This window comes from Nocardia vulneris (genome assembly GCF_001613425.1).
Taxonomy (GTDB): domain Bacteria; phylum Actinomycetota; class Actinomycetes; order Mycobacteriales; family Mycobacteriaceae; genus Nocardia; species Nocardia vulneris.
The window spans coordinates 93,132-119,081 of the sequence record NZ_BDCI01000039.1; the positions used below are offsets into that span (position 1 = coordinate 93,132).

Annotated in this window: 28 protein-coding genes; 22 read left to right on the forward strand and 6 right to left on the reverse strand. The window is 66.1% G+C overall.

The window, feature by feature from the left end:
• The first annotated feature begins 98 nt into the window (after positions 1-98).
• On the forward strand, positions 99-452 hold the full coding sequence (locus NVU01S_RS33850; protein WP_156161715.1) for a hypothetical protein: 354 nt from the start codon (positions 99-101) through the stop codon (positions 450-452).
• Positions 453-471: 19 nt separating this feature from the next.
• Positions 472-783, forward strand: a complete 312-nt coding sequence (locus NVU01S_RS33855; protein WP_156161714.1) for a hypothetical protein — start codon at positions 472-474, stop codon at positions 781-783.
• Between the two features lie 171 nt (positions 784-954).
• Here NVU01S_RS33855 and NVU01S_RS33860 read toward each other — a convergent pair whose 3' ends face one another.
• Together NVU01S_RS33860 and NVU01S_RS33865 are read right to left on the reverse strand one after the other, a co-directional pair.
• Positions 955-1,674, reverse strand: coding sequence for a 3-keto-5-aminohexanoate cleavage protein (locus NVU01S_RS33860; RefSeq protein WP_043675175.1), 720 nt, complete (start codon positions 1,672-1,674; stop codon positions 955-957).
• A gap of 44 nt (positions 1,675-1,718) precedes the next feature.
• Positions 1,719-2,543 carry an SAM-dependent methyltransferase gene (locus NVU01S_RS33865; RefSeq protein ID WP_244467367.1) on the reverse strand — a complete coding sequence of 275 codons (825 nt, stop codon included), beginning with the start codon at positions 2,541-2,543 and terminating at the stop codon, positions 1,719-1,721.
• Between the two features lie 166 nt (positions 2,544-2,709).
• On the opposite strand from NVU01S_RS33865, the gene NVU01S_RS33870 reads away from it, so the two are divergent.
• The 4 genes from NVU01S_RS33870 (at position 2,710) to NVU01S_RS33880 (ending at position 5,000) form a co-directional block, all read left to right on the forward strand.
• A complete protein-coding gene (locus NVU01S_RS33870; RefSeq protein ID WP_043675051.1) occupies positions 2,710-3,477 on the forward strand; it encodes a helix-turn-helix domain-containing protein in 768 nt (255 codons plus the stop codon).
• Complete coding sequence (locus NVU01S_RS33875) at positions 3,461-3,934, forward strand: NUDIX domain-containing protein (protein ID WP_043675048.1); 474 nt, start codon at positions 3,461-3,463, stop codon at positions 3,932-3,934. The genes NVU01S_RS33870 and NVU01S_RS33875 overlap by 17 nt, the downstream gene beginning before the upstream one ends.
• 53 nt (positions 3,935-3,987) lie before the next feature.
• Positions 3,988-4,170, forward strand: coding sequence for a DUF6348 family protein (locus tag NVU01S_RS45485; RefSeq protein ID WP_373864235.1), 183 nt, complete (start codon positions 3,988-3,990; stop codon positions 4,168-4,170).
• A gap of 347 nt (positions 4,171-4,517) precedes the next feature.
• On the forward strand, positions 4,518-5,000 hold the full coding sequence (locus NVU01S_RS33880; protein WP_063048209.1) for a DUF3558 domain-containing protein: 483 nt from the start codon (positions 4,518-4,520) through the stop codon (positions 4,998-5,000).
• 44 nt (positions 5,001-5,044) lie between these two features.
• Here NVU01S_RS33880 and NVU01S_RS43700 read toward each other — a convergent pair whose 3' ends face one another.
• Complete coding sequence (locus NVU01S_RS43700; protein ID WP_156161712.1) at positions 5,045-5,200, reverse strand: hypothetical protein; 156 nt, start codon at positions 5,198-5,200, stop codon at positions 5,045-5,047.
• Positions 5,197-5,325 carry a hypothetical protein gene (locus NVU01S_RS45300; RefSeq protein WP_280140794.1) on the reverse strand — a complete coding sequence of 43 codons (129 nt, stop codon included), beginning with the start codon at positions 5,323-5,325 and terminating at the stop codon, positions 5,197-5,199. Before NVU01S_RS45300 ends, NVU01S_RS43700 begins: the two co-directional genes overlap by 4 nt.
• Positions 5,326-5,612: 287 nt before the next feature.
• On the opposite strand from NVU01S_RS45300, the gene NVU01S_RS33890 reads away from it, so the two are divergent.
• From NVU01S_RS33890 to NVU01S_RS33905, 4 genes are all read left to right on the forward strand, one after another.
• On the forward strand, positions 5,613-6,995 hold the full coding sequence (locus NVU01S_RS33890; protein WP_052280888.1) for a PepSY-associated TM helix domain-containing protein: 1,383 nt from the start codon (positions 5,613-5,615) through the stop codon (positions 6,993-6,995).
• Positions 6,992-7,600, forward strand: a complete 609-nt coding sequence (locus NVU01S_RS33895) for a DUF5134 domain-containing protein (RefSeq protein WP_043675042.1) — start codon at positions 6,992-6,994, stop codon at positions 7,598-7,600. The genes NVU01S_RS33890 and NVU01S_RS33895 overlap by 4 nt, the downstream gene beginning before the upstream one ends.
• 376 nt (positions 7,601-7,976) lie before the next feature.
• On the forward strand, positions 7,977-8,468 hold the full coding sequence (locus tag NVU01S_RS33900; protein WP_052280887.1) for a hypothetical protein: 492 nt from the start codon (positions 7,977-7,979) through the stop codon (positions 8,466-8,468).
• A 95-nt stretch (positions 8,469-8,563) separates the two neighbouring features.
• A complete protein-coding gene (locus NVU01S_RS33905) occupies positions 8,564-9,082 on the forward strand; it encodes a hypothetical protein (RefSeq protein ID WP_052280886.1) in 519 nt (172 codons plus the stop codon).
• Between the two features lie 403 nt (positions 9,083-9,485).
• On the opposite strand, the gene NVU01S_RS33910 is transcribed toward NVU01S_RS33905, so the two are convergent.
• Positions 9,486-12,080, reverse strand: a complete 2,595-nt coding sequence (locus NVU01S_RS33910) for a cation-translocating P-type ATPase (RefSeq protein ID WP_244467363.1) — start codon at positions 12,078-12,080, stop codon at positions 9,486-9,488.
• A gap of 306 nt (positions 12,081-12,386) precedes the next feature.
• Between NVU01S_RS33910 and NVU01S_RS33915 the strand changes: the two genes are divergently transcribed.
• The 3 genes from NVU01S_RS33915 to NVU01S_RS33925 are packed head-to-tail and all read left to right on the forward strand — an operon-like array spanning position 12,387 to position 14,563.
• Positions 12,387-13,301, forward strand: a complete 915-nt coding sequence (locus tag NVU01S_RS33915) for a universal stress protein (RefSeq protein ID WP_043675037.1) — start codon at positions 12,387-12,389, stop codon at positions 13,299-13,301.
• 42 nt (positions 13,302-13,343) lie between these two features.
• On the forward strand, positions 13,344-14,216 hold the full coding sequence (locus tag NVU01S_RS33920; RefSeq protein WP_043675035.1) for a universal stress protein: 873 nt from the start codon (positions 13,344-13,346) through the stop codon (positions 14,214-14,216).
• 11 nt (positions 14,217-14,227) lie between these two features.
• Positions 14,228-14,563 (forward strand): spore germination protein GerW family protein, encoded by a 336-nt coding sequence (locus tag NVU01S_RS33925; protein WP_043675032.1) that lies wholly within the window; start codon positions 14,228-14,230, stop codon positions 14,561-14,563.
• 21 nt (positions 14,564-14,584) lie between these two features.
• Here the strand turns inward: NVU01S_RS33925 and NVU01S_RS33930 are convergent, their stop codons facing one another.
• On the reverse strand, positions 14,585-16,288 hold the full coding sequence (locus NVU01S_RS33930) for a SulP family inorganic anion transporter (RefSeq protein ID WP_082032175.1): 1,704 nt from the start codon (positions 16,286-16,288) through the stop codon (positions 14,585-14,587).
• A gap of 124 nt (positions 16,289-16,412) precedes the next feature.
• Between NVU01S_RS33930 and NVU01S_RS33935 the strand changes: the two genes are divergently transcribed.
• The 9 genes from NVU01S_RS33935 (at position 16,413) to NVU01S_RS33975 (ending at position 25,880) form a co-directional block, all read left to right on the forward strand.
• Positions 16,413-16,847, forward strand: coding sequence for a hypothetical protein (locus NVU01S_RS33935; RefSeq protein WP_014984470.1), 435 nt, complete (start codon positions 16,413-16,415; stop codon positions 16,845-16,847).
• Between the two features lie 10 nt (positions 16,848-16,857).
• Positions 16,858-17,385: a flavodoxin family protein gene (locus NVU01S_RS33940; RefSeq protein ID WP_014984469.1), complete on the forward strand. Its 528-nt coding sequence runs from the start codon at positions 16,858-16,860 to the stop codon at positions 17,383-17,385.
• Positions 17,386-17,501: 116 nt separating this feature from the next.
• Positions 17,502-18,413, forward strand: coding sequence for a universal stress protein (locus NVU01S_RS33945; RefSeq protein WP_043675027.1), 912 nt, complete (start codon positions 17,502-17,504; stop codon positions 18,411-18,413).
• Between the two features lie 39 nt (positions 18,414-18,452).
• On the forward strand, positions 18,453-19,328 hold the full coding sequence (locus tag NVU01S_RS33950) for a universal stress protein (RefSeq protein ID WP_043675024.1): 876 nt from the start codon (positions 18,453-18,455) through the stop codon (positions 19,326-19,328).
• A 21-nt stretch (positions 19,329-19,349) separates the two neighbouring features.
• Positions 19,350-20,423, forward strand: coding sequence for an alcohol dehydrogenase catalytic domain-containing protein (locus NVU01S_RS33955; RefSeq protein WP_043675021.1), 1,074 nt, complete (start codon positions 19,350-19,352; stop codon positions 20,421-20,423).
• Between the two features lie 26 nt (positions 20,424-20,449).
• Positions 20,450-21,370 carry a universal stress protein gene (locus tag NVU01S_RS33960; RefSeq protein ID WP_043675018.1) on the forward strand — a complete coding sequence of 307 codons (921 nt, stop codon included), beginning with the start codon at positions 20,450-20,452 and terminating at the stop codon, positions 21,368-21,370.
• A gap of 14 nt (positions 21,371-21,384) precedes the next feature.
• On the forward strand, positions 21,385-22,008 hold the full coding sequence (locus NVU01S_RS33965; protein WP_043675159.1) for a DUF2267 domain-containing protein: 624 nt from the start codon (positions 21,385-21,387) through the stop codon (positions 22,006-22,008).
• Between the two features lies 1 nt (position 22,009).
• Complete coding sequence (locus tag NVU01S_RS33970; RefSeq protein ID WP_043675016.1) at positions 22,010-22,672, forward strand: hypothetical protein; 663 nt, start codon at positions 22,010-22,012, stop codon at positions 22,670-22,672.
• 19 nt (positions 22,673-22,691) lie between these two features.
• Positions 22,692-25,880, forward strand: coding sequence for a beta-phosphoglucomutase family hydrolase (locus tag NVU01S_RS33975; RefSeq protein ID WP_043675013.1), 3,189 nt, complete (start codon positions 22,692-22,694; stop codon positions 25,878-25,880).
• The last annotated feature ends 70 nt before the right edge of the window (positions 25,881-25,950 follow it).

Consider the following 25,950-nt stretch of genomic DNA (forward strand, 5'->3'; position numbering starts at 1 on the left):
CGGACCGATAGTCGGTCAAACGTCCGATACTGCGCAGGACTTCGAACCCGTAGCGTCAGTTGGCATTACACGCGTTTCCCGACAGCAAAGGAGTGGCGATGCGCAAACTGGTAAAAGATCTCGCATCCGATGTGCGAAGAATTGCCGTCACGAGTATGGCCGCGACCGGCCTCCTCCTGGGCAGCTCGATCATGGCGGGACCAGCACACGCAGGAGAGCTGGGCGGGCTGGACCTGGTCCGGGTGTGCAAGGCACAGAACGGCAATGACGCATGGTGGGTACCTGAGCTCGTCCCACCCCGCGGCCCCTACAACTGGCGTTGCTACAACGACCGCATTCATCAGGCCCGCGGTATCGATATGAACGGCGGCTGCCGAATCCTCTACGGAAACGGCGCCTACGCCCGACTGCTCGACAGCGGAAACCCTTACGCCTGGCGCTGCTGGCGCTGACCTCGGAAAGGAAACAACTATGCGCACAAAGCTTTTCGCGCGAATGATGCTCGCGCTCACCCTCAGTGGTGGTGCGCTCATCGCCGGTGCCGGCGAAGCAGCAGCCGCGGAACCGGTCGATATGCATGTCGCGTGCCAAGTCACCTATGGGCAGGTCGGGTGGCGTGCCACCTTGGCCTATCCCAATCTTGGCGGGTGGGGCTGGCGCTGCTATTTGGTGGGCGGCGGCGGAGCCCTCAAAGGTGTCGACATCGAGAAGTACTGCCAGACGATCTACGGATTGCACGCTCGCGGCGGCTCCACCGCCTACAACTGGCGCTGCGACTACTGATCCGCCGGCGTGATCGAGGGACTGCGCGCCGCTCGGATCGAGGAATGTCGATCACAAAACTTCCCCATCCCACTATCGCCCCGATGAGCAGGCCGCTGCGTTAGCGCCGATGCTCAGGATTGAGCGACCTCTGGATGGTCGAAGACAGTGCACCGAATCGCGGCGGCGGAACTATGGCTGGTGCATTAGCGCGCGGGCGATCCGGATCAGGGTGGCGTTGTCCGGGGCGGGTGAACCGTCGGGCAGTTCGAGGACGTCTTCGAGTCCGATCCGGGTGGACAGGCCACGGGCCGCAGCCAGCCGCGCAACGGTCCAAGCGGCGCCGTCCTCACCGTGAAGCAACACCGGAAGTGCTGGGCCCGAAGCGAGTTCGGCGAGCATGGCATCGGCTGCCGCGGCCGCAGCGCGCGGGTCGGTATCGGTGATCTCGGCCAGAATCCGCAGGGCGCGGTGAGCCGATGGCCAGGCCGCGAACCGTGCTACGGCGTCCGTGCCGGAGTACAGGCCGGCCTCGATACCGATGCCGCGGTCCAGCAGTGCCTCGGCAACCAGATCGGCACCGTCCTCGTGCCAGTTCACCGAGGCATGGTCGGGCAACACCGTCCACGAGCGCACCAGTTGCGCGCGCTTACCGGCCTCGGGCATCGTCCAGGCACCCGTCGTCACACCGACCGGTACGCCCGGGACCGCGGCGCGGACCGCGGTCAGCGCCACCGCGACATGCTGGGGGTCGAGGGTGTCGGTGCCGTCTGCTTGCTTGGGATGCAGATGGATGTCTTCGGCCCCCGCTTCGACTGCCCGGCGGGCAGCCTCGGCGAGTTCCGCCGGGGAGATCGGCAGGTGGCCGCAGTCGGTTCGAGTCCTGGCGCCGTTCAGACAAGCCTGCAACATGGGCACGATCCTGCCAGCCAGGACCAGCCCCGGCTCGACGGCGTTCACCGGCGCCCGATACCACCGTCTATGATCATCCGGGTTTTCGGCAGGCCGGGACGCAGCCACCTCTGGACCGGGACCACACCGGGGTCGAGCAACTCGAAGCCATCGAAGAATGCCTCCGTCTGTGCCGCAGACCGAAAGCAGACCTGGGCCGAGGTGCCGTCGGCGCCAGTAAGCACCTGGAGTACCTCCGGATCGGAATCGATGGAGCCGTGAGCGATGGCCAGCAGACTGCCTGGTGCCAGCCGTTCGCGGAACACCGCGATGATCTCGGCGGGGTGTTCGCTGTCCATCACGTAATGCAGCACGCCGATGGCGGTGATCGCGACTGGTTCGTTGAAATCGATCACGGTCTTCAGCTGATCGAGGATGCCGTGGGGACGACGAATGTCACCCAATAGCGCCGTGATACCGCGTGGGCCGGCCAGCAAGGCGTCACAGTGGGCGTGCACGACGGGGTCGTGGTCGACATATACCACCTGCGCTGTCGGCTCGATTTCCCGAGCCGCGTCGTGCACGTTCGGCGAGCTCGGAATACCCGAGCCGAGATCGATGAACTGCCGGACGCCGGCATCGGCGGCCATCTGCACCGCTTTCAGCATGAAACCCCGGACGAACCAGACCAGGGTCTTGATTTCGGGTGCGCGAGAAAGCATTTGGTTTCCTATGTCTCGATCGACCTCGCGATAGTCCTTCCCGCCCAGCAGGTAGTCCCAGACCCGAGCCGAGTTCAGAGCGTCGGGGTTGAACGGATCCGGCGTGCGAGGCAACTCCCCCGATGCCCTGACGTCGAGGGACTCGACTTCAAGTCGGCTGTTCGGCACCCGGGGGTTGATGCCGAGTGAGCGATTCAACGCGGGCAACATCTTCCCCTCGTAGGCACTGAACTCTGTAACCCAACGGTAGGAATGTTTCCTAGACACCTGAACTGCGCTGAGGACTCTTTCGAGAACGTTTCAAACGTCCCTTACGTCCCGTAGGATCACCAATATGAATCAGCGCCTACAGGCGGCAATGCTGAGGGCGGGACTAGGTTCCGGCGAGCTGGCCACCGCGGTCGGCGTGGACGCGAAGACCGTGAACCGGTGGCTGGCAGGTCGGATACCACACCGCAGCACCAGGGTCCGGATAGCCGAGTTGCTTCACGAAACCGAAGAAACGCTGTGGCCACCTACCAGGCCCGACCTACAAGCTGGGGCACCGGCCACCGCCGAGGTCATAGCGGCCTACGCGCACCGGGCCGAAATTCCCAACGACCTGTGGACTTCGTTGGTGCACAAGGCCACTGAGCGAATCGACATCATCGGATACGCGTACCCGTTCGTGTTCGAACTCCTACCCAAAGCATCAGAGGTCATCGCCGCCAAATGCCGTGCAGGATGCGTGGTTCGACTGGGATTCGCCGACCCCGACTGCGCTCACGCGATGGAGCGAGACACCCTCGAGCAGATGGGTGGCACCCTCCCCGGACGGATCCGCAACGCCCTATCCATGCTCGGCCCGCTGGCAGACACTCCCGGCTGCACCATCGGCCTGCACACCAGCCATCTCTACAACTCGGTATTCCGCTTCGACGACGAGATGATCGTCACCCCCTACCTGTTTCGCGCGAGGGGCTACCAGCACACCGCCCTGCACCTGCGAAAGTTGTCCCCCTACGGGATATTCGAATCCTTCGCCGACCAATTCGAGCAAATCTGGGGAACAGTCACCCCGTACACGACAACCCAAGGATGCGCCAATGGGCTCACGGCGTGACTACTACCAAGACCCGAACGCGCCCGCGGCGAACAGCCTTGTCCCAGGCGGCTCGGCACTGGTCACCGACGATCACGGCGCGGTCTTGATGCAGCGCCGTGGAGACTCCGGAAATTGGTCCCTACCCGGAGGAACCATGGAAATCGGCGAAACACTGGAGGAATGCGTTATCCGTGAAACCCGCGAGGAGACCGGGCTCGACATCGAAATCACCGGCCTCCTCGGCATCTACACCGACCCCCGGCACGTCATCGAGTATTCCGACGGCGAGGTTCGGCAAGAGTTCGCCGTCACCTACTACGGCCGAGTAACCGGCGGCCAAATCGAAGTCAGCGACGAATCGACCGCAGTTCGGTTCATCAGCTTCACTGAACTGGCCCACCTTCCTGTCCACGACACAGTCCGTTTGAGGCTCCAGCATCACGCTGAACGACGCAGCCAGCCATATCTGGGCTAGCAAATCGATGCTCGACACGCTGCTGCGCGCGGAAACACTGACTCCGCAAATTCATTGGCTGCGGGTTATTCACCAATACCGATAAGGGCCGGATACAGGTCAACGAGGTGCTGCTCGATAACGAGCCATGGCCCGCCGGTGAGGCTACGGTCGCCGCCGCACCAGGCGGTCAGAGGTTCTGCGCCATGCGGACATTGGCGATGCTGATCCCGGCAGGAAGGCGGTCGGTGTCGTGAACACCGTCGCGCCTGCCCCTGGGGAGACAACGCCACTACCCGTGGGCTAGGGCGACCGTCGTGTAGCGGCCGACGGGGTGCCCCGGGTCGAGGACACGGTACGGCTCATTCGATGATGCCCAGGAGGCGCGCCGAGTGGTGTAACGACCCCGCCCTCGGAGACGGCAATGTGTGTGAGGGCCGGTCGTTTCGGCGCACTGCTGGCAGGTTCGATTCGCTGGTCCACTATCTGTTCATCGTGGAGGTCGGACATGAATTCGAAACACCTATCGTCGTTGCGAGCGATTCGAGGCCGCAGACCGAGCACGGAGATGCGACACCGAGCCATGACGGTAGTCGTGGCGCCCATGGTCGCCACGGGTCTGATCGCGTGCAGCGCCAACGACAACGAGAGGCCGGAAAGCCCTGTGGCGTTGTGGAATCCGTGCACCGAGATCTCCGACGATGTCCTCCAGTCCGCGGGCCTGCGCCCGGCGACCGAGGACAGCGGAATCACGCGACCGCTGCACTCCAGGCAGGAAATCTGCCGTTGGGATGCGCCTGGGTACGCCTACGCGGTGACGGTGTACTCCACCGCCGAAACTGTGACCGAAACCGAGCGGGAGCCGGCACTCGTCGAATTCCAAGACGTCACGCTCGCAGGTCGCACCGGGCGGCAATTCCGGATCGCCGGCGATTCCAAACCTTTCGGTTGCAACGTCGTGTTTGCGGCCGAACAGGGTGGATTCCAGATTCGCGTCTTCATCGATCCCAGCCTCGTCGAACGCGAAAACCTTTGCCAGCGTCTGGATCTGGTCAGTCGATCGATCGTGCCGGTACTACCGCGATAGCCCTGCCCCGCCGACCATCTGGCGGTGGTGCACGATTGCGGACGTCAGCCGGCCTGACCGTGTTCGGTTCCGGGATGTTGCGGCGTCGGCTCGTCGAGCGACACCGCATGCCCGGCCAACCACGCCACCACGAAAACCACGATCAGGACCAGGAGAAATTGGACGATCCGAGCCCAAGCCGGGGACCGGCCGGTTTTCACGCCTGCGCCAACTCGTATCCGGCGGCCTCCAGCGCGGCACCGACCGATCGAAGCGACACCGGCGCTTGCTCGGTCACGCAGTGCGCACAGCTCATTCCGGTCACCTTGTACACGACTTCACCCACGACAGGTTCCTTCCAACTCGACCCCGTTCGGGCACGACTCGATACGTCGCCCTACCAAAGGAGTCGTTGCCGAACCGCTTCCAGTTCCCACCGCCCCCGATGACCTCGCTCGCAACCCGCCCGGAGGAGCACTGCTCGGCGCTGTGTCCTGGTCACGAACATTACTCGCCGCTACGTCTCCCCCGAACGGAAACAATATGTCCCGTGGGAACTTTCGGCGGCCCCGGTCCGACTATCTCTTCGCGGAGTGCGGATGAGGTGCACCCGGAGAGTAAGGAGTCGGCGGGATGGTCGATCAACTGGCGAAGACGCCGCCCGAAGGCGACGGCGAACACCCTCCCCAGCCCACCGCCTGGGCACGGTGGCGACCGGTGCTGTTACGGCTGCACTTCTACGGTGGTGTATTGGTCGGGCCGTTCATCCTCATCGCGGCCGTCACCGGCCTGCTGTACACGTTCACACCACAGCTGGACGGGATCGTGTTCCGCCATGAAGTGACCGTCGACGGATACGCCCCACAAACACGCAGCCTCGCCGACCAGATCGCGGCGGCGCGCACGGTGTACCCGGACGCGCCGATCACCAGCGTGAAGCCGCCCACGGTAGCCAGCGAGACGACCCAGATCGCTTTCGCGACAACGGATGTCGCGCCGGATTACACGCGCACCGTATTCGTCAATCCCTATACGGCGCAGGTGCAGGGCACCTTGACCACCTACGGGCAGTGGCTGCCGATCCGGGCGTGGTTCGACGAGATGCACCGAACCTTGCACCTGGGTGCACTCGGTCGGTACTACAGCGAGATCGCGGCGAGCTGGCTGTGGGTGATCGCGCTGGGCGGACTCGCCATGTGGATCGCGCAGACGCGCCGACGCGGTGTTCGCCGTCTCGTGGTCCCCGATCGCCGCGGCACCCGCACCGGATCGCGCGGGCGGACGTTGAATTGGCATGGTGCGGTGGGCGTTTGGATCGTGATCGGACTGCTGGGGTTGTCGGTGACCGGCCTGACGTGGTCGCGGTTCACCGGTGAACACGTCGAGACCCTGCGGTCGCAGCTGAGCTGGACCACACCATCGGTGTCGACAGCGTTGCCGGAAACCACCACCGACGCCCCGCTCGATCCGGCGGCGAGCGCGGACACTGTCCTGCGCAGCGCCCTCGACGCGGGGTTGCAGCCGCCACTGTGGCTGAAGCCACCCACGGCGACCGGCACGGCATGGCAGGTCTATGAACGTAAACGCGATTTCCCGACCCGATTCGACGCGGTCGCGGTCAACGGCCGATCCGGAGCGATCGTGGACGAGAGCCGCTTCGCCGAGTGGCCGTTGATCGCGAAGCTGACCAACTGGGCCATCGACGCCCACATGGGTCTGTTGTTCGGGCTCGCGAACCAGATCGCGCTGGCACTGCTGGTCGTGTGCCTGATCACGGTGATCGTGCGCGGCTACCTCATGTGGTGGAAGCGGCGACCCACCCGAGGAGGATGGCCGAACGCGCCACGCCGCGGCGCGCTGGCAGGCCTGCACCCGGCCGAAGCCGTCGTCGCGGTCGCGGTACTCGCCGGAATCGGCTGGTGCGCACCACTTTTCGGCATGACCCTCGGTGTGTTCGTCCTCGGCGACGTCGTCGCCGGTGAACTGGTCCGACGCCGGAAGCGGGTGGCATCGTGATCACCGACCCCTTCGTACGCTGGGCCGTCTCCGTCGGGTTTCTGGCGACCGCGGTGTTCTGGGCGACCAGGGCCGCTGCGCGGTCCACGACGGTCCCGGTCCGGATCACCGGCCTCCTGCACGTGGTGATGTCACTGGCGATGCTCGCCATGGTGTGGTCTCGACTACCGCAGGTTTCCACGGTCGTGGGCATGACGTTCTTCGCCGTCGCGGCGGCGGTGTTCGTCGTCCTACTCGTCGCGCGCCGAGAGCACCGGCTCGAACACGGTTACCACGCGCTCATGATGGCCACCATGGTGTGGATGTACGCCGTGATGGACTCTTCGATCGTCGGCGGCACGTCCGTGACCTCCGCGGAGGGCTCGATGAACATGGGCGGCGGCGTCACCATGTCCATGCCGGCGACGATGTCGATGCACCTGCCTTCGTGGGCCGGAAACCTGGATCTGGCCATCGGGCTCGGCTATCTCGTGCTGGCCGCGATCTGGGTTGCTCACACTTATCGGCGTTCGACCGTGCACGACCTCACCCACCGCCGCCTGGGCGCGATGCACGCGCTCATGGCAGGCGCGACCGCGGTCATGTTCTTGTCCTACACCGGCTGAGGTCCTGGAGCACCGGGAAGGACCACACTCGCATCCGAACCTAAGCGCGCCCTGCCTGACGTCGAACTGATCATGAACTGATCCGCCGCGCCGATGCCGACCAGATCGGCGTGTTGTCACATCGACGAAAACCATTGACTGACAAGGCCTTACGGGGCGCGCCGAAGACATGCTGCGTCATGTCGGCATCTGCCACTAGGGTTGCTCACCATGCGGCGACGCGCACACCAGCGACGTAGCGACGCAGCAAACAAGGGGAGGCAGAATGAGTGAAATATCCAGCGCCACAGAGCGATCAAGAGCAAGGTCGATCCCGCTGAACGAGGTCCCCGCAACGGTGGCCGTCGATGTAGTCCTTGTGCGAACAGACGATGTCGTGATCGCCTTCAACGATGCTCGATGCTACAGCCAGGGCATGGAACTGCATTTCAGTGTGCACGCGCGCCTGCCGGAGCTGGTCTCGGCGCTCGGAGCGTTCAGCAGCCACTTCGTGGCCGCTGACGAGTCGATTCTGATCGGAACGGAGTTCGCCGATGGTCGCACCGCTACGACACTGTCCAACTCGGCAGACCAGGACGCGCAGACACCGATGCTGACGCACGGCCACAGCGGCGGCGGACCCGAATACAGCAGTGCCAGTTACTTCCTCACGCCCGTTCCACCTGCCGGTCCGTTCTCGATCATCGTCTGCTGGCCGGCCGCAGGAATCCGCGAATGCCGGATTGACCTCGACAGCGAACCGTTCCTCGCCGCGGTCCGCCGAGCGCAAGTGCTGTGGCCTCGACAACCACCGTCGACCTGGCAGCCTCCGCGGCCTACCGTTCCCGACCTCGAGCCGGACGGATGGTTCGCGCGGGTGTTGGCTTGACCGAGCGAGTTCGATGCCGGCGCCGCTCTGGCCCGCGCTACCTGTGCGGAACCAAGCTGTCGGGGGTGCTGGAGCAACAGCGGTGAGTTACTGGCATGCGCCGGCATGCGATCGCCGCTGACGTCCGGCCGCGGCACCGACGGCCTCGACCGTACCGCCGGATCGCCCGACCGGCGCGAAGCGATCTCCATGTCGAACTCAACTCCCGTCACTGTGCGAACATCTCGCACGACCTCGGGCCGGCCGAGCAGCGCGACGACCCCGAATCACCCATCATGCTGGCAGAGCTGGTAGCCGCAACGACCGCCGAGCCCGGTGAGTACCGCGCGATCTTCGAGCTCCGCCCCCTCCGTCTGCTGCGCTGGTATGGCGAGCCCTGCCCCGACCTCGCCTGGGAATACGACGAGATCCGTCGGCAGGGGCGGCCGCAGCTCCACCCCTCGGACAGAGCAGTCGTGCGACGGATGCAGCGCGACCTCGACACCGGCCGAGCTTTTGGCATAGTCCGCCTGCTCACCAGAACTGGCGACTACGAACCGTTCGACGTCGTCGCCAAACTCATCGTCCTCAACCGCTCCACGACAGCGGCACTGATCACCGTGCGAAGGGCTTGATCGGGCCATGATCTGGCTCTGTTTGCGGCGCCGCGTGGACTCGGGAATGGATCGACAGGTCCGGTCGTTCTGATACGTCGGCTTCCATCGAGGCGGAACCTCTTGGATTTGCCAGGTTTGGCCACAACAGGTTTCGTCACCGTGAAGTCCGACGAACCTCGGGGCTCGACGTGCGGTTCACGTACATGACACTGTCCCACCATGACGCCAGTGGGCTCGGATCCGGCCAGTCCACCCGCTCTTGGCGCAGATCAGTCGGATATTTCGTAGTCGAGTCGATCATCGGGTCCTCCTGGGTACAGCCGCTGTAGCTGGCAGCGACCATGCCGTCGTGTCCTTCCACGATCGCTTGTCGCGCCGGCACCTCACAGGGGCCGAAAGTCCACGGCCCGACTCCCGGATGTCACCCGGGCGCTGCACGCGTGATCCGGCCCTTCCCTCGCCCTGCAATCGGGTGCCTCGCACGGTCGATCGAGCGGTCCAGTCGAACTCCCGCATAGCCCAGCACCGACACTGCGCAGACGATGGCAAGATCGGCAACGTTCAGCGGCTCGGTGCCGAGCAGTCCGCGCAGCGGCGGTAGATACAGCCCGGCCAATTGCAATGCGAAGGCGCCGGCGACAGCGGCAGGCAACAGCGGGTTGGCCAGGGTCCACGGACGGGTACGGGAACCGAGTGCCACGCCCAATTGGGTTGCGCCCAAGGCGAAGAACGCCATGCTCTGCCAAGGACGCTCGGTGTGGTACGCCCACACCGCGACGCCCAGGGTCACCACCGTCAGGAGCACACCGATGCGCAGCACGCGCTGCCACAGGCCCGCGCCGAGAATGCTCTGGGTCGGTGGTCGCGGGGGTTGCGACATGACGTCCCGGTCGGCCGGCTCGCCACCGAGGGCAACCCCGGGCAGACCATGAGTCAACAGGTTGATCCACAGGATCTGCGCGGGCAACAACGGCAAGGCGAGCCCGAGAAGCGGCCCCGCGAGCATCACCGAGATCTCGGCGACACCACCGGACAATCCATATACGAGGAAGCGCCGGATGTTGGCGTAGACCCGGCGTCCTTCCTCGACGGCGGCGACCACGGTACCCAGGTCGTCGTCGGCGAGCACCAGGTCAGCCGCCTGCCGCGCGACTTCGGTGCCGCGCCCGCCCATCGCTACGCCGATGTCCGCGCGACGCAAAGCGGGGCCGTCGTTGACACCGTCCCCATTCATCGCCACCACCTGCCCGTCGTCGCGCAGCGCTTGGATGATGTCCAGCTTCTGACCGGGGGTCGCTCGCGCGAACACGGTGCCGGTCGTCAGATCGGACGGTGTCAGATCGCGGCAGTCGATCACCGGCTCGGCGGCACGAATGATGTCCAGTTCGGTGGCGATCGCGTGTGCGGTGCCGGGATGGTCGCCGGTGATGAGAATCGGCCGTATGCCCGCCCCGCGGCACGCGGCCACAGTTCCCGCGGCGTCGGTGCGGGGCGGATCGTAGATCGCGATGAGGCCGAGCAGAGCCAATCCATGTTCGGGATCCCGATCCGGTCGCGGCTCGGCCGCATCGTCGCCCTGCGCTACCGCGAGCACGCGAAAGCCTTGCCGCGCAAGGTGTTCGGCTTCCCGTAGCGCTTGCCGCAGCAGTGCTGGTTCTTCGTGCAGCACCGCAGGTTCCAGCACCGACTCCGGTGCACCCTTACAGATCACCCGATACCGGCCGCCGGGCAGCCGGTGCACGGTGCTCATCCGTTTGCGTTCGCTGTCGAACGGCCGTTCCGCATATCGCGGGGTCTGCCGCTCCAGCTCGTCGCGATGAAGTCCTGCTTTTGCCGCCGCGGACAGCAGCGCGATCTCGGTGGGATCACCGTGCGCGGCCCACTCGCCGTCCTCGTCCACGAACAGCCTGGCGTCGTTACACATGGCTGCCGCCGCCAGCAGGTCGCGCACAGCAGGCACGTCATCTCTACCCAGAACCGTTGCACCCGATCGCACTTCGCCGTTGGGCGCGTATTCGGAGCCAGTGACGGTAGCCCGAGCCACCGGAGTCCAGAGTTCGTGCACGACCATCCTCCCCTCGGTGAGCGTGCCGGTCTTGTCGGTGGCCAGGACCGTCACCGAACCCAAGGTCTCTACCGCGGGAAGCCTGCGGATCAGCGCATGCCGCTCGGCCATCCGCCGCGCGCCGATGGCGAGGCTCAAAGTGACTACAGCGGGCAGTGATTCGGGCACAGCGGCAACGGCCAAACTGATCGCCGTCACCACCATCAGTTCCACTGGCTGTCCGCGAAGCAGTCCCAGCACGAGCACGACAGCACACAGCACCACTGTCACACCGGCCAGTAACCGCCCGACATCCAGGAGGCGCCGTTGCAGCGGCGTCGGTTCGATAGGCCGTTTCATCAGGTGCGCGATCCGGCCGGTCGCACTCGCCCCGCCCACCGCCGTGACCTGCGCTCGGCCGCGGCCCTTCACGACCACCGTCCCCGCGGACAGCGCCGAATCAGCAGCAACATCCTTGTCTACCGGAATCGACTCCCCGGTCAGTGCCGACTCGTCCACAAGCAACGCAGCCGCTTCGACCAGCACCGCGTCGGCCGGCACGATATCGCCCTCGCTCAGCACCAGCAGGTCGTCGACCACCACATCCGCCGCGTCGACCTGCTTTTGGGCACCGTCGCGGACCACCCGGGCGACCGGCGCGGTGAGCCGCGACAACGCCGAAATCGCCCGATCGGCCCTTACCTCCTGGCCGACCCCGACTGCGGTGTTGACCACGACGACCACGAGGATCACCGCCATGTCGGTCCAGTCGGCGGTCACCGCGGTCAATCCGGCCGCCAGCAGCAGGACCACGATCAATGGATCCCGGAGCTGACCGAACACTCTCTGCCACAGTCGAATCGGCGCGGGCTGCGGCAGTAAGTTCGCGCCGTCGCGGGCCAACCTTTCGGCGGCCTCGACGGCGGAAAGGCCAGAAGTCGCGTGTGGCGTTGTCTGCGCACCGATTGTCACGAATCGAGCAGATCAGAATCGCCAGACCCGCCAGTAGAGCCGCAGGGCCCTCTGGCGAGGGCACTTCGTTCGCAATCGCAAGTTGTGACTGATGGACCTCGCGTGGGAGCCGGATTGCTCTACAGCCCAACACCGTACGCATCGACAGTGGATACACGCGATTCAATCCCTATCGAGGAGCCACCATGGACTGGCCCACCGCCGCCGTCATCATCGCCGTTGTCATCGCGCTGATGGTCATCGTTTCGACCTATCAGTCCACCCGGAAGCGTTGACCGAGCCGGATCACCTGAAGGGCGAAGCGCAATGACCGTTCAGCACAAAGAAATTCCGCACGAATCCGTCGCCGCGGCCGTAGTCGTCGGCGCCGACGGTTCCCCGGCGTCGGAGAGGGCTGTCCGCTGGGCGGCCGATATCGCGGCACAACGGGGACGTGATCTGCGTATCGAGCACGGCCTCGACCTGGTCGCTGTTCGCGCGGTCCTCGGCAACTACGAAATCATGTCGCCCGCTGTCACCGACACGATGCGGGCACACGGCGAGCAGGTGCTCACTGCCGCCGCCGAACTCGCGCATTCGGCGCATCCTGATCTCACCATCGCGACCGAGCTGTCCGAAGCCAATCCCGCCGAACTCCTGATCGCCCGTTCGAAGACGGCACACATGGTTGTGCTCGGTACCACCCCTGGCGTCGGCACCTTTGCCCACCTCGGTTCGACGCTGCTCGCCGTGACCGCACACGGGCACGGCTCTGTCGTGGTGGTGCGCGGTACCGAGCCGGAGGCACGCACGTCCGGTCCGGTCGTGGTCGGTATCGACGGCAGTGCCGTCGGCGAGGCTGCGATCGGCGCGGCGTTCGCCGAGGCCTCGCTGCGTGGTGCCGAGCTCGTCGCGGTGCACGCGTGGAGTGACCTGTCTGCCGGCGAATACGCGGGTGTGTCCTACCTCGACATACCCGTCGCCGATCTGGACGTCGCAGAGAACGCCCTACTCGCCGAACGACTCTCGGGTTGGCAGGAGAAGTTTCCGGACGTCACGGTCACACGAAAGATCTATTCCGCAGGGCCGCGCAAACACCTCGACGAGTGGTCCGAGTCCGCCCAGCTGATCGTGGTCGGCAGCCGGGGACGCGGCGGGTTCCGCGGCCTGCTGCTCGGCTCGACCAGCAATTGGCTTGTGCAGCATGCCCATTGCCCCGTCATGGTCGTGCACCCCGAATAACCCGTTCGACAGCGCATTCCGCCAGATAGCAAGGAAGTCACCATGTCCACCGAGCACACCAGACCGATCGTCGTCGGCGTCGACGGCTCCGAACCAGCGCTGGCGGCCGTCCAGTGGGCGGCCGCCGAAGCAGCTCGGCTGCATGCTCCTTTGGAGCTGCTGCACAGCACCGGCGTCCCCCTCGACTACCCGCCCACCATCGAATACCTGCCTTTCGACGCCGAACGATACCGTCGGGAGGGCGCCCAAATTCTCGACAAGGCAACGAAACTCGCGACCGACCTGTTTCCGCCGGACCGGACCGCGGAAATCGCCGCGCGCGTTATCGACGGCCCACCGATCCCTACCCTGATCGCCCGTTCCAAGGAAGCCAGGATGGTCGTGGTCGGCACCAACGGCATGGGCGCACTGGGGCGCGGACTGCTCGGCTCGGTGAGCACCTCGATCGCCAGGCACGCACACTGCCCCGTCGCCGTCATCCCGGCGGCCGCCGCCGACGCGCCGGACCGCAGCGGACAGCCGGTGGTGGTCGGTGTCGACGGATCGCCGAGCAGCCTGCGTGCGGTGGCGATCGCCTTCGAAGAGGCGGCCAACCGGGGCGTCGGCCTTGTCGCGGTGCACACCTGGTCCGAATTCTTCCGCTACAACTCACGGGCCGACATGCAGCAGGAAGACGAGGAACTGCTCGCCGAATGCCTTGCCGGATACGCCGATCAGTACCCCGATGTGCAGGTGCGCCGGGTCGTCGTCGAGGAGCGTCCCGCACATCGTCTCGTCGCGGAGGCCGCGCACGCCCAATTGATCGTCCTGGGCAGCCATGGCCGCGGCGGGTTCGCCGGCATGACCCTCGGCTCGGTCAGCCAAGCCATCCTGCACGGCGTCCACATCCCGATCATCATCGCTCGAACGAAATAGGTGAAACCACAATGAAAGCTACAGATGTCCTGGCAGCGGCGACCGATTCGATGAAAGCCGGCCGCGTGTTCGCCGAACCGGTGGAGCGCAACGGCACCACCGTGATCACGGCCGCAGCACTGTCCGGCGGCAGCGGCGCAGGCGAAGGGTCCGACAGCGAAGGACAGCAGGGTTCCGGCGGCGGATTCGGTCTCGGGGCAAAGCCGGTGGGGGCCTTCGTGATCAAAGACGGTCAGGTGGCCTGGCAACCGGCGATCGATATCAACCGTTTGATCTTCGCCGTCGGAGTCGTCGCGGTCACCGCACTGGTTGTCGGTGCTCGCATCGCACGGGCCTACGTGGAATAACGCTCCGGGTCTTTCGGAACATTACGACTCGGGCGGTCCGGCGCGCTGGTCCGCCCGAAAAGCCGCGATCGCCGTGGGCAACGTCGGGTAGAGCCGATCCGCACCGATCACACCGGTCAGCCCGAACGCATCCAGATCGTCACGCAGGTCCTGTTTGACCCGCGCCATCGCGAACACAATGCCCTGCGCAGCCAGATCGGCACGCAACTGCTCGACCGCGTCGAGTGCGGTCAGATCGACTTCGACGTTGGCCTCGGCATTGAGGACGAACCAGCGCACCGGTGCCCCACTCTGCCGCTCCCACGTCTGCACCGCGGCCAGAGCCCGCCGGTGGAAGTCCTCCGCGTTCGCGAAGCAGAGCGGGGCGTCGTACCGGTAGATGACAAGTCCGGTAAGGGGTTTCGCCGCCGGATAGTCGTCGATGTCGTGCATGCCCGCAAGCCCGGGCACGAATCCGAGAATGGCGTCGTGGCCGCGAGCGATGCGCCGCAGCAGATCGAAGATCGACAAGGCGATCGCCACGAGCACGCCGTAGAGCACACCCAACGCCAGCACCGCGGCGACCGTGCCGAGCGCCAGCAGCAATTCGCTGCGCCGGAATCGAGCGATCCGCCGGAACTCTGTCACATCGACGAGTCGTAGTGCCGCGTAGATCACCAATGCGCCGAGTGCCGCAGTGGGAAAGGCGGCGAGTACCCCGCGTGCGCCGAACAATACGACGAGGATGCCGCCGAGCGCGACAACGGAATACAGCTGGGTCCGCGCTCCCATGACATCGGCGATCGTGGTTCTGCTGCCACTGCAGCTCACCGGAAATCCGTGCGTCAGTCCGGCCGCCACGTTGGTCGCACCCAGCGCGGCGAGCTCGGTGTTGGCATCCACGTGCGTTCCGTGACGGGCGGCGAAAGCTCTTGCGGTGAGGGCATTGTCGGAAAATCCGACGACTGCGATCCCCACCGCGGGCAGCAGCAGCGCCGCCACGTCGGCGAAGGCGACCCCGGACAGGCCCGGCACCGGGATGCCGGAGGGAACCGTACCCACGACTCGTATCCCGAAGCGCTGCAAGGAAAATGCGGCCACGACACCGGCCGATAGCAATACGGCCAACAGCGGACCCGGTATCCGGGGTGTGCGCCAGGCCAGCAGCAACAGCCCACTGAGCACACCTACCGCGAGCACGCTGGTCTGCCAATGCCACTGATCGACGTGACCTGCGAACGAGCGCAGTTGCGCGAACAGCGACTCGCCCTCGACCGATACCCCCGTGACCCGCCCGAGCTGGCCCGCGATCATCATGCCCGCCGTGCCCGCGAGATAACCCACCAACACCGGCTTGGACAACAGATCCGCCAGCACCCCGAGGCGGGCCGCCGAAGCCACCAGGCACAGTCCGCCGACCAGTAGGGCGAGTACTGCGGCCAGCGCGGCGTATCGGTCCGCGTCCCCCAGAGCGAGCGGGGCCAGCGCCACTGCGGTCAGCAGAGCGGTCGTCGACTCCGGACCTACTGACAGCTGCCGAGAGGTAGCCAGCAGCGTGTACACGGCCAGGGGCCCGATCGCCGACCAGAGACCGACCACCGGTGGCAATCCCGCCACCGTCGCGTAAGCCATCACCTGTGGAATCAGATACGCGGCCACCGTAACGCCGGCGACCACGACGGACCGCAGCCACGCCCGTTGGTAACCCTCGAATTGCCGGAGCCCCGGCAGCCATCGTCTCAACACTGTTCCAGCATTGTGCACGGCGCACCGCCGCTGGACGGCGAAAGCCGCCGAACACGACTTCCGGCCCGGTGACCGGGGCCATCGGGCCCTGCCGCGCAGCGGCCCGCGGGCGAAGAGTAAGTGAATGGTACTCACTACTTACGTACGCAAAGCCGGCACGTTGCAGACCACGGTGTGCCTGGTGTCCGGTGTCGTCGCGATTTGGGCTTTCGCCGGATCGCTCGGCCTGATCACCGGGGTGATCGGTCTCGGCGCGGACCTCGATCAACGACTCCCATTCCGCAGTCCGGTCTTCGGCGGCCTCATGCTGGCCGTCGTTGTCGGCCTGCCGATGACCGCGGCCGGTGTGCTCGCGGCCCGAGACGACGAACGGACACCGATCTTCGCGATGGTGGCCGGCCTGGCCCTGATCGGCTGGATTGCGGTGCAGATAGCGGTAATTCGCGAATTCAGTGTACTGCAACCGATCTGTGTGCTCCTCGGCCTGATCGTCCTCGCCGTGGGCGCTGTGCAGTTCCGGGTCGGTCACAGGCATAGCAGCGAACCGAAACTTTCTTGAGGAGAACAAGATGCGATCACGAGTCGTCTACGAATCGATGTTCGGCAACACCGCTGCGGTCGCCGAAGCCATCGCCGAGGGCCTGCGCGAGTTCGGCACCGTGGAGTTGATCAATGTGTCCGCTGCCGCGAATGTGCCCGCACCGACGGTGGATCTGCTCGTCGTGGGCGGGCCGACGCACGCCTTCGGCTTGAGCCGGCGAAAGACCCGGCTCGATGCCGCGGCGCGCACCGAGGCGGCAGTGGCGGTGGACATCGGAATCCGGGAGTGGCTCGATGCGGCGCTCGGCGTGCCCGAGGGTCGCCGTGCCGCGGCGTTCGGCACCAAGGTGGCGAAGCCGCCGTGGCTGCCGGGATCCGCCGCGCAAGCAACCGGAAAACGTTTGCGCCGCATCGGTTACGAGCTGGCCGACGAACCCGTGGACTTCCTCGTCGACGGGATGACCGGACCGCTCGTCGCGGGTGAGCAGGCGCGCGCCCGGGCCTGGGCCGAGCGTCTAGCCCACACCGAATACGACCGCCTCGCACACCACTGCTGAACGGGGAGATTGCGGCCTTTGGGCCTCTGGGCTCGGGACCAACGACAGCCGCGCCGGGACCCTCCGCATTTCTAACGTACAAGTACCGCAACACAGCACCTTCGAAGGGCGAAGAAATGGCCACCCAGCTCACCGATGATCCGCACCGAATCGCCACGGCCCCAGTGGTAGTCGGCGTCGACGGCTCCGCGGCCGCCGACCACGCCGTGTGCTGGGCCGCCACCACCGCCGCGGCCCGCAGCCGCCGACTGCGGCTCGTCAACGGACTCGATATCGCCGCCAAGCGCGGGGTGCTGGGCAGCTATGACCTCATGATTCCCGCTGTGCTCGACTCGATTCGCCGCCAGGGTGGCGAACGGGTAGCCGCCGCGCGGGCGCTGGCCCTGCGCCTCGAGCCTAGCCTCGTCGTGGAAACCGAAGTATCCCAGTCGAATCCGGCAGAACTGCTGATCGATCGGTCCGCCGCGGCGCACCTCGTCGCGATCGGTGCGTCCGGCGAAGGCGCAACCATTCGCCATCTCGGATCCACCCTGCTGGCGGTGGCGAGCCACGGCCACGGATCCATCGTGGTCGTCCGTGGCACCGAGTGGTCTCCCGATTCCACCGCTCCCGTGGTGGTCGGTGTCGACGGGAGCGCGGCGGGCGAAGTCGCGCTCGGCGCCGCCTTCGCCGAAGCGCGAGATCGAAACGCGCGCTTGGTCGCCGTGCACGTGTGGAGCGATCTGCATTTCGACAGGTTCGCCGGATTCTCGGGCACCATCACCGATCCCACCGTCGCGGCCGAGGCGCACGCACTGCTCGCCACGCAGCTTTCCGGGTGGCACGACAAGTATCCCGAGGTCGTGGTCACCAGCGAGGTGTATCTGTCCGGACCTCGGCACTACCTGCTCGAGTGGTCCAAAGCCGCGCAGCTCGTGGTCGTCGGCAGCCGTGGCCGTGGTGGATTCCGCGGGCTGCTGCTCGGGTCGACCAGCAACGCGCTGGTCCAGCGCGCGCACTGCCCGGTCCAGGTAGTCCACGCGAGCTGACCGGCTCCCCATTCGCTCGCCTCGAAAGGCTGAAATCACGTGTCCAACAACATCATCAACCCACCCGTGCTGGTCGGCACCGACGGCTCCCCCGCCGCCACCGTCGCCGTGCGCTGGGCCGCTCGGGCAGCGGCCCGACACGGCGCACCGCTGCATATCGTCTACGCGATCGACGCACCGATGGACTTCGGACCGGGCATCGCTTTCGCCCAGATCGACTACGACGCATACCGCAAGGCCGGTGCCGACATCACCGCCAAGGCCCGCGAGACGGCCATTGCCGCGGCAGGAACCCCAGATCTGGAGGTCAGCACCTTCGTTGTCGAAGCCCCCGCAATTCCGGTGCTGCGCGACCGGTCCGCACAGGCGCGCCTACTCGTCGTCGGCACCCATGGATACGGCGCAATCCGCCGAGGTCTGCTCGGCTCGGTGAGCACATCCCTGGCCCGGCACGCGAAGTGCCCGGTCGCGGTCGTCCCCGAGTCGACCGATGCCGCACCGGAGCGGGCCGGCGGTCCGGTGGTGGTCGGCGTCGACGGATCCGCCGGGGGTGCGCATGCGCTCGAAGTCGCTTTCGATGAAGCGGCGCGCCGCGGCGCGCCCTTGCTCGCGATCCTCACCTGGTCGGAATTCAACCGCTACATCCCGCGCACGGACATGCAGACCGAAGCCGAGACACTGCTCGCCGAGACGATCGCCGGGTACCAGGAAAAGTTCCCCGAGGTCGCGGTGTCGCGGCTCGTCAAGGAAGCGCGCCCGGCCAAAAGCCTGCTCGCGGCGGCCGGCACGGCGCAACTCATCGTGGTCGGCAGCCACGGCCACGGCGGCTTCCCCGGCATGACGCTCGGATCGGTCAGTCAGGCGGTACTACACGGCGCCGACTGCCCGGTCATCATCACCCGCCCATCGAACTGATCCAATCAGAGGTGGATTCAGATGTACGCCATGACCTTTCGCGGCCCCGGTCAACCGAGCTGGGAGCAAGTCCCCGAACCGGTGATCCAGGACGGTACCGACGTGATCGTGCGCGTGGACGCGGTCACGATCTGCGGGACGGATCTGCACATCCTCAAAGGCGATGTCCCCGAAGTGACGCCGGGGCGCATCCTCGGCCACGAAGCGGTGGGCACAGTGACCGAGGTCGGTTCGAGCGTCCGCACACGCAAAGTAGGTGACCGAGTTCTGATCTCGTGCATCTCGGCGTGCGGTGCGTGCCGATTCTGCAAGGAGGGCCGCTATGGCCAGTGTCTCGGTGGTGGCGGCTGGCTCCTCGGTCACCTGATCGACGGCACCCAGGCCGAATTCGTGCGCGTGCCCTTCGCCGATCTGTCGACGCACGCGATACCGGCCGGCCTGACCGACGAGCAGATGTTGATGCTGGCCGACATCCTGCCCACCAGCCACGAAGTAGGCGTCCTCCACGGTGGCGTCCGGCCCGGCGATGTGGTCGTCATCGTCGGCGCCGGGCCCATCGGCCTGGCCGCGATCATGACCGCCCGCTTGTACAGTCCGGGCCATATCGTCGTCATCGACGTAACCGACAGCCGGCTGGTGGCCGCCACGAAGCTCGGTGCGGATATCACCCTCAACAGCAGACGCGACGACGTCCGAGCACGCATCGCGCGACTGACCGACGGGCTGGGCGCCGACGTCGTCATGGAAGCTGTCGGTACACCCGAAACCTTCGAGCTTTCCGTCGATCTCGTACGACCGGGCGGGCATGTCGCCAACATCGGCGTGCACGGCGCCCCGGCAACGCTGCACCTGGAACGGATCTGGATCCGCGATCTGACGATCACCACCGGACTGGTCGATACGAACTCCACGCCCACGCTGATCCAGCTCATCCGCAGCGGGCAGCTCGATCCGGCACCGATCGTCACGCACCGCTTCGAGATGTCCGAATTCCCCATCGCCTATGACGTTTTCGCCCGCTCCGCGCAGACCGGCGCTCTCAAGGTCATGGTCTCCCGATCCGCTGTCGGCGAATCCGCGCCCACCGCACTGTAATCCACCCGAACACCGAGGAAGACGAGATGAACACTCCGGAGAACGCAACACCGCACCGCCTCGCATCAGCGCGCGTCGTCGTCGGCGTCGACGGATCGGCCGGATCCGACGACGCGCTCCGCTGGGCCGCGCACGCCGCGTCCCGCCGTCGCAGAGGACTTCATCTTCTGCACGGCCTCGACCTGGCCGCTACCCGCGCCAAACTCGCCAGACACGACGTCTTGACGGGCCCCATCATCGAGATGAGCTTCCAGCGCGGCCGTAAGGTCGTCGACGATGCCTACCGGCTCGCGCTCCAGGTCGACCCCGAGCTCAGTGTCACCACCGAGGTGTCCGACGCCAAGGCGGCCGAAGTTCTCATCCAGGCCTCGAGCGCAGCGCATCTGGTGGTGCTCGGGGCCACCGGCAATGCAGGCACATTCGCGCACCTGGGCTCGACCCTGCTCGCAGTCACCAGCCACGGCCACGGCTCGGTCGTTGTGGTCCGCGGCAACGGATCCGGGCAGGTGCACGAACGAACCGGCGCGGTGGTGGTCGGGGCCGACGCGACCACCGCGGGTGACGCGGCCATCGCCGCCGCCTTCGCCGAGGCCTCGGATCGCGGCGCCGAATTGATTGTCGTCCACGCCTGGAGTGACTGGAACTTCTACGGATTCGCAGGTAGAGCCGATCTCGGACTCGTCGAGAGCGAGATCGAGAACTCCGAAGACGCGCTGCTCGCCGAACGTCTCGCCGGCTGGCAGGAGAAGTACCCGGACGTGCGCGTCACTCGGTTGGTCAGTTCCGGTGGACCGGTCCGGCCGCTGATGGAGCTGTCCGGCACGGCGCAGCTGCTCGTCGTCGGCACCCGCGGCCACGGCGCGTTCACCGGACTGCTGCTCGGATCCACCAGCAATTTCCTTGTCCAGCATGCCCATTGCCCTGTCATGGTCACCCATCAGGAATGACCGAGGAGACCGTCATGTCGCACAAACGAGATCCTTTCGGCCCTGCCGTGCACTCCGCCAACGTCTGGCTGCGCCATGTCGCGGACGGCATGGCCACCGACGATCGCCTCTTCGCCTATCGAGCCACCCGGGCGTGGCTGCACACCGTGCGTGACCGCCTCGAACTGCACGCCGCCGCACATTTGAGCGCGCAGCTGCCAGAACTGTTGCGTGGCATCTTCTTCGAAGGCTGGGTGCCGGACCGCGCGCCGAAACGGCGCGAAGTGAACGATATGCTCGCCGATTTCGCGTGCGCGGCGGGCGTCACCGACGACGAAGCCGTCGGTTTGCTGTGGATCGTCACCGACGCGTTCCGCGATCTGTGCTCCCCCGGGTTGCTCGATCATCTGTTCTCCCGGCTGCCCGCCCCGCTGAACCGAATCCTGCTCGGCACCTCACCGGGACCGAATGACGAAGAGACAGTAGAGGATCGACTCACCGAACTGTCCGATCGCGTACAGACGCTGACCGAGGCGGTCGCGGTGCTCACCCGCGGACTGGAATATCGCCCCGATATCGAACCCGCCAGTACCCGATCCGAGATCGCTGCCCAGGAGGCCCACCGGTTACTCCTGGCCGAATACGCAGATGAGCCGTGAAATGCGAACGAAGACAGCACTCGTCGTGGGAACCGCGACCTATCTGGCCGGTCTGGCAGCGGGCTACCAGGTGCTCCTGCGCCGCTGGTGCCTGACCTGGGGCGCAACCGAGGACGAAGTCACTCGTGAAATGCCGGGTGACGAATTGCTCACCGCACCGGACGTCATTGCCACCAGGGCGATCACGATCGCGACCAGCCCGGGTGCGATCTGGCCATGGCTGGTCCAGCTCGGTCCCGGCCGCGGCGGCGCCTACACCTACGACTGGATCGAGAACCTGCTCGGGCTGAACATGCACAGCGCGAACGAGATTCTCCCACAGTTCCAGAACATCTCTGTCGGAGACTCTTTCGCCCTGGGTACGAGCGGGCCACGCATGCGTGTGGCCGTTCTCGAACCCGAGCACGCCTTGGTCTTCGCGTCCGCGGACGGGAACTGGGTGTGGTCGTTCGGGCTGTACCCGACCGACGGAGGCACCCGGCTGGTGAGCCGGAACCGGATCGCGGTACCGGGCGCCCGCTTGCCGGGCAGACTCTTCAACCGGCTCGTCATGGAGCCCGGCAGCTGGGTCATGGAGCGCAAGATGCTCATCGGCATCGAACAGCGGGCCGAACGCAACAGCACGCCGGTTGCCGAGCGTCCGGTCGACGCTCGGACAGGCTAGCCGCGAAAGCCCGGCAGCTATGGCACACATCGCACCGTCCGGCCCGCTCGGCGCTCGTCCGCCCTACGACGCCGTACTGTTCGACATGGACGGAGTGGTCACCGACACCGCCACAGTCCACGCGGCCGCGTGGAAACAGTTGTTCGACACAGTTCTACGTGATGACCGGCTCACCACGACAGTGCCGCCGCGTCCGTTCGAGGATGCGGACTATCACCGTCTGGTCGACGGCCGGGCCCGCACGGACGGAGTCGCGGCTTTCCTGTCGTCCCGCGGCATCACCTTGCCACCGGGCAGCGACACCGACCCGGACGACGCGTGGACGGTTAATGGTCTGGCCAATCGCAAGAACTCGATCTTCCTGACACTGCTTGCCCAGCAAGGCGTCCGGGCCTTTCCCAGCACCGTCGACCTGGTGTGCCGGTTACGCAACGGAGGGGTGCCCGTCGGCCTGGTCACCGCGAGCCGCAATGCGCACGCGATCTTGACAGCCGCGGGTCTCACCGATCTGTTCGATGTCGTGATCGACGGTGATACTGCCGAAACACTGGCGCTGCCAGGCAAACCCGACCCCGCACTCTTTCTCGAAGCAGCGCGCCGCCTCGGCGTCCCCCCGCAACGAGCGGCGGTGGTAGAGGACGCGCCCTCAGGTGTGCGAGCCGGCGTGGCGGGCGGATTCGGACTCGTCGTGGGCGTCGATCGCCGACTGCACCCGGACGGTCTGGCGGCCGCCGGGGCCGACTTCGTCGTGCGCGACGTCGCCGAGCTCGACCTCGGCGTGCTATTCACCGATCCCTGGCTGCTCAGCTACGGCGGTTCGGACTCCGCGCACGAGCGACAGCGCGAGGCCCTCACGACACTCGCCAACGGCTACTTCGGCACCCGTGGCTGCTCGCCCGAATATTTCTGTGGCCGAACGCATTACCCAGGAACCTATATCGCTGGTGTATACAACCGGCGTACTGGAACCCTCGCGCAGCGCACGATCGAGGAGGAGCAGATCGTCAATGTCCCGAATTGGCTCCCGCTCGACATCCGCTTCGGTGGTGTCTGGTGGTCCGACGAGGCGGTGGCGGTCCGCAACGAACGCCGCGACCTCGACCTGCGCACTGGAATCTACACGCGCACCGCGCTACTGGTGGAGCCCCAGGGACGAACGCTCCTGGTCACTCAGCGCCGCATCGTCTCGATGGCACGACCGCACGTAGCCGCGCTCGAGACGACAGTGGTCCCGCAGGGCTGGAGCGGCGAGGTCGACGTTCGATCGGGTATCGATGCGGGCGTGACCAACTCCAACGTCGCGGAGTACCCCTCGTTCACCCACCGGCAGCTGACTCGGATCGAGGCCGATCCGGTCGACGAGCACACCTTCACGGTGCAGGCGGAGACGAGTTCGAGCCGCATCCGCATCGCCGTCGCGGCCCGGACCACCCTTCGCGGCACGATCGCAAGCCGTCCGGTCGCCGAAAACGATGGTGCAGAGCATTACTCCCAAGTGCTGCATGTCCCCGTACAAGACGGACAGCCCACCGTCGTCGACAAGGTCGTCGCGATCGTCACGTCCAGAGACCACGCCATCGCCGCGCCCGCCCTCGGCGCCGTGACCGAATTAAACCGTGCACCTGCGGGTTTCACCGGACTGTTCCTCGAACATCACGATGCCTGGACCGCGCTGTGGGACCAGCTGGCGATCGAACTCGACGGGACCGACACCCAGACCCGGCTCGTGCTGAATCTGCACCTGTTCCACCTCGCGCAAACACTCACCGAGCACACGGCCGAGCACGATGCGGGAATACCCGTGCGCGGTCTGCACGGGGAAGGCTATCGCGGCCACATTTTCTGGGACGAACTGTTCGTCATGCCGCTACTCACCCTGCATCGGCCCGAGGTGGCCAAGGCCGCGCTCCGATACCGTGCCCGCAGGCTCCCCGCCGCCCGTTTCGCGGCGGCCGAACACGGCTGGCGCGGTGCGCTGTTTCCGTGGCAGAGCGGTAGCGACGGCCGGGAGGAGACGCCGGCGCAACTGTTCAATCCCCGTTCGAAACGGTGGATGCCCGACAACTCGCGGCACCAACGCCATGTCGGACTCGCGATCGCTTACAACGCCTGGCAATTCTACGAATGCACCGGCGACCTCACCTGGCTCGCCGAACACGGCGCCGAACTGATCATCGAAGTCGCACGACTGTTCACCGCCATGACCCGCCACGACCGCGCCGCCGATCGCTACCACCTCGACGGGGTGATGGGACCCGACGAATACCACGACGGGTATCCCGACGCCCCGGGCACCGGGCTGCGCGACAACGCCTATACCAACGTACTCGCCGCCTGGGTATGCGGCAAAGCGGTCGAAACATTGGACCTCCTCGCCGGGCACGCCCGCGAAACGCTCTGCCGCCGAATGCATATCGATGATCCTGCGGAACCCGCGCAGTGGACGCGCCGCAGCCTGCGGATGGCGGTGCCGTTCCACGACGGCGTGCTCAGCCAATTCGACGGCTACGCCGAACTCGCCGAACTCGACTGGGACAACTACCGGCACCGCTACGGCAACATCGGCCGGCTCGATCTCATCCTCGAAGCCGAAGGCGACACCACCAACCGGTACAAGCTCGCCAAACAGGCCGACGTACTGATGCTGATCTATCTGCTCGGCCCGGGCCGCCTGCTCGAATTCCTCGACCGTCTCGGCTACCCGTGCACCCGCGAAACCCTTGATCGCACAGTGGATTACTACCTACACCGCACCAGTGACGGGTCCACCCTGAGCCAGGTGGTACACGCCTCGGTGCTGGCCCGGATGCGACCCGAACGGGCCTGGGCGGTCTTTCAGCGGGCCCTGGTGGCCGATCTCGACGACACCCAGGGCGGCACCACCCAGCACGGCATCCACTTCGCCGCGATGGCAGGCACGGTCGACATCGTGATCCGCGCGTTCGCCGGCCTGCGCTGTTACCGTGATCGGCTGGTCTTCGATCCGCGGCTGCCACAGCAACTCTCGGGCGTCCGGTTCGGCCTGCACTACCGCGGGCACCGCATCGATGTCGCTCTCGATCACCATCGACTGCGCCTCACCAGCAGACCGGCCGCAAGTGCCGCACCGATCGATCTCGATGTCGCGGGCTCGTCCGCGACCCTGCACAGCGGCCAGACCCAGGAATTCGACCTCGCCCCGGCGGATGCCCGACTGCCGGTCGAGTAGCCGAGACAGAGTCGGATAGTCCTGTGCACTGAGGACTTTCGCCAGGCTCGCACGGAGGCCATGAGACGCC